Raw genomic sequence first — 10,499 nt, 5'->3', positions numbered from 1 at the left:
TCATCGCAGTACAATGTAATTTCCGCACTCAAACTCGCTTTAATCTTACCGTCATTACGCGCCGCTTCTAGCACTTTGTTGGTTGCTACTTTCGCTTCCAACACATGTTTCCAAAAATTACGACCAAGCTCTTCGTCACCAGACAATTCCGTCAGACCTTCATACCAAGTTTCTAGGAACACAGATTCACCATGTTCACCTGGGAGTGCCTGCCAGATTTCATCAGCCGTAAAGCTCAATACTGGAGCAATCCAACGAGTAAAGGCTTCAACAATGTGATACAAAGCAGTTTGCGCAGAACGACGCGCCACACTGTCTGGCTGAGTCGTATACTGACGATCTTTGATAACATCTAGGTAGAAACCACCTAAATCCACAGAACAGAAATTTTGAATCTTTTGATTCACTGCGTGGAACTGGTAATCGTTGTAAGCTTCATCGATCTCTTTTTGCAACTGCGCAGCACGGTCTACGATCCAACGATCAAGAGCGATCATTTTTTCACTCTCAACCATATCTTTCGCCGGATCAAAGCCATTCAAATTGGCCAACATGAAACGCGCGGTATTACGAATACGACGGTAAGAATCTGCGACACGCTTTAGTATTTCGTCAGAAACCGTCATTTCACCCGTGTAATCCGTCGCGGCAACCCACAAACGGATAATGTCGGCACCCAGAGTACTCATCACTTTCTGCGGTGAAACCACATTACCCAACGATTTAGACATCTTACGGCCATCACCATCTACCGTAAAACCGTGAGTCAACACACCTTTATAAGGTGGCACACCACGAATCGCGATAGACGTTTTCAAAGATGACTGGAACCAGCCACGATGCTGATCCGACCCTTCAAGATATAGGTCAGCAGGGAAGCTTAACTCTTCACGCTGATCAATAACTGAGTAATGTGTCACACCAGAATCGAACCACACATCTAAAGTATCCGTTACTTTGCTGTACTTCTCAGCTTCATCGCCAAGCAATTCAGCTGCATCAAGTTCAAACCAAGCATCGATACCTTCTTTCTCAATACGTTGTGCCACTTCTTCGATAAGACGCGGTGTCTCTGGGTGCAACTCTTGTGTTTCTTTGTCTATAAACAAAGCAATTGGCACACCCCAAGTACGTTGACGAGACACACACCAGTCTGGGCTATTATTCAGCATGCCTTCCATGCGATTTTGCCCCCAGCTTGGTGTCCACTTAATACCTTTTATAGAGTCTTTAGCAGAATCCAACAAACCTTTCTCATCCATGCTGACGAACCATTGCGGTGTTGCACGGAAAATCAAAGGTGTTTTAGTACGCCAGCAATGCGGGTAACTGTGGAAGATTTTCGACTGATGAACCAGCGCCTGATGCTTATTTAAAGCCTCAAGAATGGCCTCATCCACCTTATAAACATGCATACCAGCAAATTCACCGGCCGCATCCGAATAAACACCATTGTCTTGTACTAGGTTGATGGTACCTAAACCATTCACACGACCAACATTAAAATCATCTACACCATGATCCGGTGCGGTATGCACACAACCTGTACCAGCGTCAGTGGTAACATGCTCACCCAGGATCAGTAAAATATCACGTTCAAAGAACGGGTGATTCAGCTTACTATTCGCTAACGACTGTCCTTCTGCACGACCTACAACATGGTAGTTTTCTTGGCCGTAACGCTGCATGATACCTGGCACCATATCTTCCGCTAACACTAAGCGTTCTTTACCTTGCCCCATATCCACTTCCACCAAAGCATAATTAAACTCTGGATGAATAGAGACCGCCTGACTAGCAGGTAAAGTCCATGGTGTGGTTGTCCAAATAACCACAGAAACAGGACCTTCTCCCGTTACATCAGAGAATTTCTCAAGGAAAGCCGCTTGGTCTTGAGGCGCGTAACGCACGTCCAAAGACAAGGAGGTTTTATCTTGGTACTCCACTTCCGCTTCGGCTAAAGCTGAACCGCCAACCACACTCCAGTAAACAGGCTTAAAGCCTTTAACTAGATGACCATTCTCAGCGATCTTACCTAGCGCACGAACGATATTAGCTTCCGTCTCAAAATTCATGGTCAGATAAGGCTTCTCCCAATCTCCCATTACACCAAGACGAACAAAGTCTTTTTTCTGTTCTTCAATTTGCGTGTATGCGTATTCACGGCATTTGGCGCGGAATTCTTTGAACGACACCTTGTCGCCCGCTTTACCAATCATTTGCTCAACTTTGTGCTCAATTGGCAGACCGTGACAGTCCCAACCAGGAATGTATGGCGCATCATATCCGCTCACGGTTTTCGATTTAACAATAATGTCTTTGAGGATTTTGTTAACCGCGTGACCAATATGAATGCTGCCATTGGCATATGGAGGGCCATCATGAAGAATGAATGGCTTACGACCTTTACTTACTTCACGTACTTTTTGATAAAGATCCATATCCTGCCAACGCTTAAGCATTGCAGGTTCACGTTTTGCTAAATCGCCTCGCATCGGAAAATCCGTGTTTGGCAAATTCAGTGTCGGTTTATAATCACTCATGGTTTATCGATTTATCCTCAAAGATCATCAGTTCACTGATTGTTGAAAAAGCGAATCGCTTCTTCTTTGTCACATTGAATTTGTTTTTCTAACTCTTCCAAGCCGGACATTTTTCGTTCGGCTCGAATAAATTGGCAGAAGATGACATCCACATATTGGTCATACAAATCACCTTCAAAATCCAGTAAATGCACCTCTAAAATAGGCGTTTTCCCTTGTACAGTTGGACGCACGCCAATGTTGGCAACACCATTATGACACTCGCCATTAATCAATAATTGCACGGCATAAACGCCAGACAGAGCAGGCTTCACACCTTTTAAATGAACATTAGCGGTCGGAAAGCCAAGCTTGCGCCCTAACTGCTGACCATGAACGACTCGTCCACTCAAGCTCACTGGATGACCCATATTCATTTCCGCGGCTTTAATATCGCCATGCTCTAAAGCAATACGAACCAAAGAACTGCTCACTCGCTGCTGTACTTCATTTAAAACGGATGGAGTATTCTCCACAACAAACTGATGTTGTTCACCAAAGCCTTTTAAATAATTAAAATCCCCTTGACGATCACAACCAAAACGAAAGTCATCACCCACCACCAAATGCTTTACCGACAAGCCATCCAGCAAGATATGCTGACAAAACGCTTCAGCATCCAATTGCTGTAACTTAGGATTGAATGGCATGCACAATATATAATCGATACCTTGATCTGCCAAAAAAGCCACTTTATCACGCAATCTACCGATTCTTCCTGGCGCGCTATTTGGTGTAAAGAACTCTCTCGGCTGAGGCTCAAAAATCATAATGGCAGCAGGCGCATCATATTGTTTTGCCAAGCTTTTCACTCTCGACAAAATGGCGCTGTGACCTAAATGAACACCATCAAAATTACCAATCGTCAGCACGCAGGCCTTATGCCTAGAACGGATATTATGAATACCGCGAATTAACTCCATAGAACCCCGTACAAAACAATTAAAGATTAGCGTCAAAAAAATACCCGCGATTATATAGCAGTTCACCAGCCGAAGGTAGGCCAGAACTTATACAAGCCAAGCATAGACAAGTTAATTCCTTAATCCTGTTTCAAAATGGCGGGGCGCAACCCAGCTACAAAAGCCACTATCAGGTACACAGCGATACCTGAGACAACAATCAACAGAGTATTAGCAACACGCTGAATATCGGACATTTGCGTCCATTGCCAACCCATTTGCTGATAACCATACAAACAAGCTGCCAACGCCAAAGTGGCAGACAACAAAATGCGCAGTATGACGCGCCATTGCGAAGTAAACACATGATGTTTTGCTTTATACAAACCAAACCATAATAAAAAAGCATTCAGAGCCGCCGACATACTGGTCGCCAAAGCCAAGCCAACATGCCCAAGAGGCCACACTAAAATTAAGTTAAAAACCATGTTGGACGCCATAGCAATAATGCCTATCTTCACTGGCGTTTTAGTATCTTGGCGTGCGAAATAACCTGGCGCTAAGACCTTAATCAGCATCATGAAAACCAAACCCAACGAATAAGCTTGCAAACTTTGCGCTGCTTTTTGCACATCATTTGCGGTCAATTCTCCACGATAAAAAATGGTTGCAATCAAAGGTTCCGCTAACATAAACAAAGCCAATGACGACGGTACCGCGATAAGCAGCAAAATTCGCAACGCCCAATCCATGGTGTCAGAGAAACGCGATGCCTTCCCCACCGAAAAGCTTCGTGATAAAGAGGGTAAAATTACCGTACTAATGGCAATAGCAAAAATACCCAACGGCAATTCATACAAACGATCAGACAAGTACAACCAAGTAATACTTCCGGTTTCCAAAAACGACGCCAAAACCGTGTCCAACAGTAAATTAATTTGGCCAACCGAAACACCAAATAAAGCAGGACCGATCAACAATAAAATGCGCTTAACACCCGGGTGCGAAAATCCTAAGCGTGGCATAGGTAAGAGTTTTAGACGCGCCAAAAAGGGCATCTGAAACAATAGCTGAATTAGTCCCGCAAAAAATACCCCCCAAGCAACTGCTACTTCAGCTTGAGCCGCAGAACGAGCAAATACTAATGTCGCCACAATAAGTGATAAATTCAGAAAGATAGGGGTAATCGCTGGCACCGCGTATTCGCCATGGGCATTTAGAATACCGCCCGCCAAAGCGGTCAATGAGATAAACAACAAATACGGAAAAGTAATCACCAACAATTGTGAAGCCAATTCCGCTTGCGCCGCATCATCAACAAAACCAGGCGCAAACACATATACTACCCAAGGAGCGCACAACATAAACAATGCTGTGACACACAACAACACCAAACTCAACGAACCAGTGACCGCTGCAACCAAAGCTCGCACTTCAGCCTGTGTTTCTTTCATACGATAATCACTTAATACTGGAACAAAGGCTTGTGAAAAAGCACCCTCAGCAAACAATCGACGAAAAAAATTAGGAATTTTAAAGGCAACAAAAAAAGCATCCGCACTACCGCTGGCACCCAACACAGAAGCCAACGCAGCATCTCGAACCAAACCCAAAATACGAGAAAGAAAGGTACAAATAGAAACCAACGCACCAGAACGCAATAAAGACAAAGAGTTAGGTTTTTTGGTTACAGAAGAATCAAGTTCCGACATTTTGATAAAACATATATCCGCGCAATAGAATCCAACAAGAATAACACCCAAAAGGCAATAAACGCAGCCAAATATATCGCTTGTTTTAGCGAATAATTGCAGAATAGGGTTGTTAGAACGCAAAAAACTGGTAAAATCCGCCGCGAGATTTTAAAGTTAAAACTTTGACATTAATTTCACGACACAGCACTTTGCTGTGTCGTTTTCATTTAGAAAACTTAAAGGAGCCAGACCGTGGCAAATTCCGCCGGTTCAAAAAAACGTGCGCGCCAGGCAATCAAACGTCGCGCTCACAATGGTAGCCTTCGTTCTATGGTTCGCACTTACTTGAAAAAAGTAGACGCAGCTATCGAAGCAGGCAATCAAGCTGAAGCACAAGCAGCTTACGTTCTAGCGACTTCAAAGCTAGACAAAGCGGCTAACAAAGGCCTATACCACAAAAACAAAGCAGCTCGTCATAAGAGCCGCTTGAGTGCAAAAATCAAAGCACTGGCCTAATACCTATAAAAAAACCGGCAACTGCCGGTTTTTTTATATCCACTCTTCTCTCGCCAAAACAAATCTTTCGCTAAAGCAAAGTCAGCCGAACAAAATGACTAACCAAACCACTGCAGCCAAAATCAACGCCAACATCACAGCCGCAGAACCAAGATCTTTTGCCCTTCCAGATAATTCATGATGCTCATGACTAATACGGTCAACCACCGCCTCGACACTGGAATTCAAAGTCTCAACAATTAGCACCATACCAACAGAGAAGATCAATAGAGCACGCTCCAAACCATTGTCACCAAGCCACAAGGCCAAAGGTAAGGCAATCAAGAATAAACACACCTCTTGACGAAAGGCCGCCTCATGATGCCATTGAGCTCGCAAGCCTTGATAAGAATATTTAGAGGCACTGAGTACGCGACTCAAACCCACTTTTCCTGGCTTAGCCATATTCTACCCCTTTAAATAATGACCAAATCGTCACGATGAATCAGCTCCGGCTCCCCTTCGTAACCTAGAATTTCACCGATTTTACCCGATGACTTACCTAACAATTTTAGCGTTTCTGCCACACTGTAATTGATCAAGCCACGAGCAACCAATGCACCAGATTCGTCCACACAAATTACCATATCACCACGAGAGAAAGTACCTTCAGCGTCTTTTACCCCCACAGGCAACAAACTCCCCGCTTTACGCAAAGCCGACACTGCACCTGAATCCAAGGTCAAAGCACCGCGGCTTTTCAGATGCCCTGCCAACCATTGCTTACGAGCCGCAATTGGACTGCTTTCTGGCAACAACCAAGTCCCCAACACATCTCCTTTGGCGACACGCAGAATCACATCTTCTTCTCGACCTGAAGCGATTAGAGTATCTGCCCCAGAACGTGCCGCCAAGCGTGCCGCACGCACTTTGGTTAACATACCGCCACTCCCCAACACGCCAGCACCACCACTTGCCATGGATTCCAAACTATCGTCGGAAGCAGAAATATAAGAGATTAATTTTGCATCTTTATGATCACGAGGATTTTTATCAAACAAACCTTGCTGGTCAGTCAAAATGATCAGAGCATCCGCCTCAACTAAGTTGGCCACCAAGGCGCCCAATGTATCATTGTCACCAAAACGAATCTCATCAGTTACAACCGTGTCATTTTCGTTAACAATGGGTACAACGCCCAAACCAAGCAAAGTTCGCAACGAAGATCGTGCGTTTAAGTAGCGTCGACGATTAGATAAATCGTCGTGAGTTAGCAAAATTTGCGCTGTGCACAAACCATGTTTTTCAAAGTGTGATTCGTATACACCCACTAGTTCCATTTGGCCAACGGCAGCAGCGGCCTGCAGCTCATTCACCTGAGTCGGTCGTTTACCAAAACCCAAACGTTTCATTCCAGCGGCAATGGAACCAGACGATACCAATACAACCTCTTTACCTTGAGCTCTCAAGGCAGCGATTTGCGACACCCACAAACCGATACGATCCACATCCAAACCTTGGCCGTCATTGGTCAATAAAGCACTGCCAATTTTCACAACAATGCGCTTCGCACTTGCAATTTTCTCACGCGTTTCCATGATACTACTTATACTCACTTAGGGGCTTAGCCGACGTATTCCACTTCCACATCGTAATCATCATCGTCAAAGTCATCATCGTCTTCCAGCATCTGACCAGCCTTACGACGCTTTTCACGCAATGACAAAATACGATTACGGCCTTCTTCGTCAATTTGACGACGTACCGCCGCTTCTTGCTCGCGTGCTTCTTCACTTTCCGCCAACAAGGTGCGTTGCTCCTCCAACACAGTCATCAAATCAAGACACAGAACTTCTGTACCCTCACCTGAAATAGCCGATACACGATAAGTGCGACCTTCCCAGCCAAGCGCATCGATGACACTTTGGCAACGCTCTTCCAATTCGTCTTGTGGCACCATGTCAGTCTTATTCAATATTAACCAGCGCTCACGCTCCGCCAAAGCCGGACTAAATTGCTCCAACTCATTCACAGCAATTTGTGCCGCTTCCGCTGGTGTCACTTCATCCCAAGGCGCAAGATCAACAATGTGCAATAAGATACGATTACGCACCAAGTGCTTTAAGAAACGAATACCTAGACCTGCCCCTTCAGACGCCCCTTCGATGATCCCAGGAATGTCAGCAACCACGAAGCTCTGATGCTTTTTCACTTTTACCACACCCAAGTTTGGTACTAGGGTAGTAAATGGATAATCTGCCACTTTAGGCTTCGCGGATGAGACAGAACGAATAAAAGTCGACTTACCAGCATTTGGCAAACCCAATAGACCCACATCCGCCAACACTTTCATTTCCAATTTTAATGTCCGCTCTTCACCTGCAGTACCTTTGGTCGTTTGACGCGGCGCGCGGTTAGTGCTGGATTTAAAACGCGTATTACCCAAACCACGATGACCTCCTTGCGCCACTTTCAACGTTTGACCAATAGCCACCAAATCCCCAAGCGTTTCCCCGGTATCTTCATCGATGACGGTTGTTCCCACTGGCACTTTGATCTCAAGGTCAGCCCCTTTGGCACCTGTCATATCACGACCCTGGCCATTTTCACCACTGTCGGCGATGTACTTTTTGGTGTAGCGAAAATCGATTAGCGTATTGAGTGACTCATCCGCCACCAAGATAACACTACCGCCATTACCTCCATCACCGCCATCTGGGCCTCCTTTTGCGACAAACTTCTCGCGCCAGAAACTCAAACACCCATTGCCGCCCTTACCTGCTCTTACGTAGATACTGGCTTCATCAACAAATTTCACAGCAACACCTCTTAGGTGGATTATTCAGATCGATAGACCTGATTATAGAATTCTTACAAAAAAAAAGCCCCGCGTTGCGGAGCTTTTTTTAATTTTTAGCAAATGATTAAGCTGCTACAACAGAAACTGTACGACGCTTAAGCTTACCTTTTACTTCAAATTTCACTTGGCCTTCTGCAACAGCAAACAAAGTGTGATCTTTACCAACCTTAACACCTTCACCAGCGTGGAACTGAGTACCACGTTGACGTACTAAAATGTTACCTGGAACCACAACTTGACCACCAAAACGCTTGACACCTAATCGTTTCGACTCGGAATCGCGACCGTTACGAGTACTACCACCCGCCTTTTTGTGAGCCATGATTTACTCCTTAGATAAGTTAATTAACGCTAACGCTTAGTTGATACCAGTTACTTTCACTTCTGTGAACCACTGACGATGTCCCATGCGCTTCATAGAATGCTTACGACGACGGAATTTCAAAATTTTCACTTTGTCTCCGCGACCGTGAGAAACTACTTCCGCAGTTACTTTAGCGCCTTCTACAGCTGGAGCGCCAACTTTTACGTCGTCGCCGTTGCTTACAAGAAGAACGTCATTGAATTCAACAACACCGCCTTCTTCAACCGCAAGCTTTTCAACTTTAAGGGTTTGGCCTTCTTGCACACGGTATTGCTTACCGCCAGTTTTAATTACTGCAAACATGTTCTTCTCCAATAAGATCTACCCGGCTACTGAAATTAAATTTGACCTACTTCTAGTGGCAATAAGCTTTCATAAATTAATACGAAAACCAATGACCATATGATAGGGAGCAAAATGTGGGTAAATCGGACGCAGGATTGTACAAAATCAGCTCAATCAATACAAGGAAAAAGCAAACTCTTTAGACATTTTTCGTATTTTGGGTTGACCCTGACACAAGCCTTACCTAGCATGAGGCACACTTGCTGATCAGCTTGAGACTTTTATAGCTTCGGAAATTGCATGCAACCTATACAAATACACGATGTTGTGGCCGATGAATTCGGTCAGGTAAACGAATATATTGTGTCGCAACTTAGTAGTGACATCCCACTAATTGAGCAGATCGGTTACTACATTATTAGTAATGGCGGCAAACGTCTACGCCCTCTTCTGGTATTATTGGCAGCCAAAAGCAGCAATCAGTTAGACGACACTCAACTACTCAATGCCATTAAAATGGCAACCATTATTGAATTTATCCATACCTCCACTCTATTGCACGACGACGTTGTCGATGAATCAGATATGCGTCGTGGCAAAAAAACAGCCAACGAAGAGTGGGGTAATGCACCAAGCGTATTAGTGGGTGACTTCTTATACTCTCGCGCTTTTCAAATCATGGTGGACGTGGGCAGCATGCCATGTATGGAAATCCTAGCAAAAACCACTAACGTTATTGCGGAAGGCGAAGTACAGCAACTGATCAATTGTGGTGACCCTGATACAACCGAAGCGAGTTACCTTAAAGTGATTCAATACAAAACAGCGAAGCTGTTTGAAGGAGCCGCTTTGTGTGGTGCCGTGGTTGCCGGTGCAAGCGAAGTCCATCAGGAAGCTTTGCGTCTATACGGGATGTACGTTGGCACGGCATTTCAGCTCATTGATGATGTGATGGATTACACCAGCACAGCTGAAGAAATGGGTAAGAGCGTAGGTGACGATTTATCTGAAGGCAAACCCACATTGCCTTTAATCTACACCATGAAACATGGCACAAAAGAAGCACAACAAAGAGTCAGACAAGCCATTTTAACTGGTGGATTGGATCAACTTGAAGAAATTATCAAGGATGTACAAAGCTGTGGCGCCATCGATTACACCCAACAACAAGCACAGCAACAAGCTGACCTTGCCATCGAGGTTATAGAGCCACTACCTGAATCGAAGTACAAAGACACACTGATTGCACTAGCACATGCCTCAGTAAAACGTCGCAATTAATTTCTTTTTGATAATATTTAGCAAAAGAGGCTTAAC

10 protein-coding genes (1 of these 10 running past the window's edge) are annotated in these 10,499 nt (G+C 44.7%); 2 read left to right on the top strand and 8 right to left on the bottom strand.

The genetic code is table 11. The features are described from left to right. From ileS to murJ, 3 genes are all read right to left on the bottom strand, one after another. Window positions 1-2,543: the 5' portion of an isoleucine--tRNA ligase gene (ileS, locus tag ABXS85_RS12900; protein WP_353666929.1), read on the bottom strand. 280 nt of this gene lie to the left of the window's left edge; only the first 2,543 of its 2,823 coding nucleotides appear in the window; its start codon is at window positions 2,541-2,543; its stop codon lies off the left edge, out of view. Between the two features lie 32 nt (window positions 2,544-2,575). Beyond that, window positions 2,576-3,505, bottom strand: a complete 930-nt coding sequence (gene ribF / locus ABXS85_RS12895) for a bifunctional riboflavin kinase/FAD synthetase (RefSeq protein WP_353666928.1) — start codon at window positions 3,503-3,505, stop codon at window positions 2,576-2,578. A 119-nt stretch (window positions 3,506-3,624) separates the two neighbouring features. Further along, window positions 3,625-5,196, bottom strand: coding sequence for a murein biosynthesis integral membrane protein MurJ (gene murJ / locus ABXS85_RS12890; protein ID WP_353666927.1), 1,572 nt, complete (start codon window positions 5,194-5,196; stop codon window positions 3,625-3,627). Between the two features lie 234 nt (window positions 5,197-5,430). On the opposite strand from murJ, the gene rpsT reads away from it, so the two are divergent. Next, a complete protein-coding gene (gene rpsT / locus ABXS85_RS12885; RefSeq protein ID WP_013797789.1) occupies window positions 5,431-5,694 on the top strand; it encodes a 30S ribosomal protein S20 in 264 nt (87 codons plus the stop codon). An 81-nt stretch (window positions 5,695-5,775) separates the two neighbouring features. On the opposite strand, the gene ABXS85_RS12880 is transcribed toward rpsT, so the two are convergent. The 5 genes from ABXS85_RS12880 to rplU form a co-directional block, all read right to left on the bottom strand. Then, window positions 5,776-6,138: a diacylglycerol kinase gene (locus tag ABXS85_RS12880; RefSeq protein WP_353666926.1), complete on the bottom strand. Its 363-nt coding sequence runs from the start codon at window positions 6,136-6,138 to the stop codon at window positions 5,776-5,778. A gap of 11 nt (window positions 6,139-6,149) precedes the next feature. After that, window positions 6,150-7,271 carry a glutamate 5-kinase gene (gene proB / locus ABXS85_RS12875; RefSeq protein WP_353666925.1) on the bottom strand — a complete coding sequence of 374 codons (1,122 nt, stop codon included), beginning with the start codon at window positions 7,269-7,271 and terminating at the stop codon, window positions 6,150-6,152. Window positions 7,272-7,297: 26 nt separating this feature from the next. Further along, on the bottom strand, window positions 7,298-8,491 hold the full coding sequence (gene cgtA, locus ABXS85_RS12870) for an Obg family GTPase CgtA (RefSeq protein WP_353666924.1): 1,194 nt from the start codon (window positions 8,489-8,491) through the stop codon (window positions 7,298-7,300). Window positions 8,492-8,597: 106 nt separating this feature from the next. Next, a complete protein-coding gene (rpmA, locus tag ABXS85_RS12865) occupies window positions 8,598-8,855 on the bottom strand; it encodes a 50S ribosomal protein L27 (RefSeq protein ID WP_353666923.1) in 258 nt (85 codons plus the stop codon). A 36-nt stretch (window positions 8,856-8,891) separates the two neighbouring features. Next, complete coding sequence (rplU, locus tag ABXS85_RS12860; RefSeq protein ID WP_353666922.1) at window positions 8,892-9,200, bottom strand: 50S ribosomal protein L21; 309 nt, start codon at window positions 9,198-9,200, stop codon at window positions 8,892-8,894. Window positions 9,201-9,482: 282 nt separating this feature from the next. On the opposite strand from rplU, the gene ABXS85_RS12855 reads away from it, so the two are divergent. Further along, a complete protein-coding gene (locus ABXS85_RS12855; protein WP_353666921.1) occupies window positions 9,483-10,463 on the top strand; it encodes a polyprenyl synthetase family protein in 981 nt (326 codons plus the stop codon). The last annotated feature ends 36 nt before the right edge of the window (window positions 10,464-10,499 follow it).

The organism is Marinomonas sp. THO17 (genome assembly GCF_040436405.1).
In the GTDB taxonomy this organism is placed as follows: Bacteria; Pseudomonadota; Gammaproteobacteria; order Pseudomonadales; family Marinomonadaceae; genus Marinomonas.
Note: the sequence above shows the minus strand (reverse complement) of the source record. Positions and strands in the feature narration are given on the sequence as shown.

What these genes read in the sequence shown, in the direction of transcription:
- murJ (WP_353666927.1), bottom strand. Translation starts at nt 5,196, where the DNA reads ATGTCGGAACTTGATTCTTCTGTAACCAAAAAACCTAACTCTTTGTCT.
- proB (WP_353666925.1), bottom strand. Translation starts at nt 7,271, where the DNA reads ATGGAAACGCGTGAGAAAATTGCAAGTGCGAAGCGCATTGTTGTGAAA.
- rpmA (WP_353666923.1), bottom strand. Translation starts at nt 8,855, where the DNA reads ATGGCTCACAAAAAGGCGGGTGGTAGTACTCGTAACGGTCGCGATTCC.
- ribF (WP_353666928.1), bottom strand. Translation starts at nt 3,505, where the DNA reads ATGGAGTTAATTCGCGGTATTCATAATATCCGTTCTAGGCATAAGGCC.
- ABXS85_RS12855 (WP_353666921.1), top strand. Translation starts at nt 9,483, where the DNA reads ATGCAACCTATACAAATACACGATGTTGTGGCCGATGAATTCGGTCAG.
- ABXS85_RS12880 (WP_353666926.1), bottom strand. Translation starts at nt 6,138, where the DNA reads ATGGCTAAGCCAGGAAAAGTGGGTTTGAGTCGCGTACTCAGTGCCTCT.
- rplU (WP_353666922.1), bottom strand. Translation starts at nt 9,200, where the DNA reads ATGTTTGCAGTAATTAAAACTGGCGGTAAGCAATACCGTGTGCAAGAA.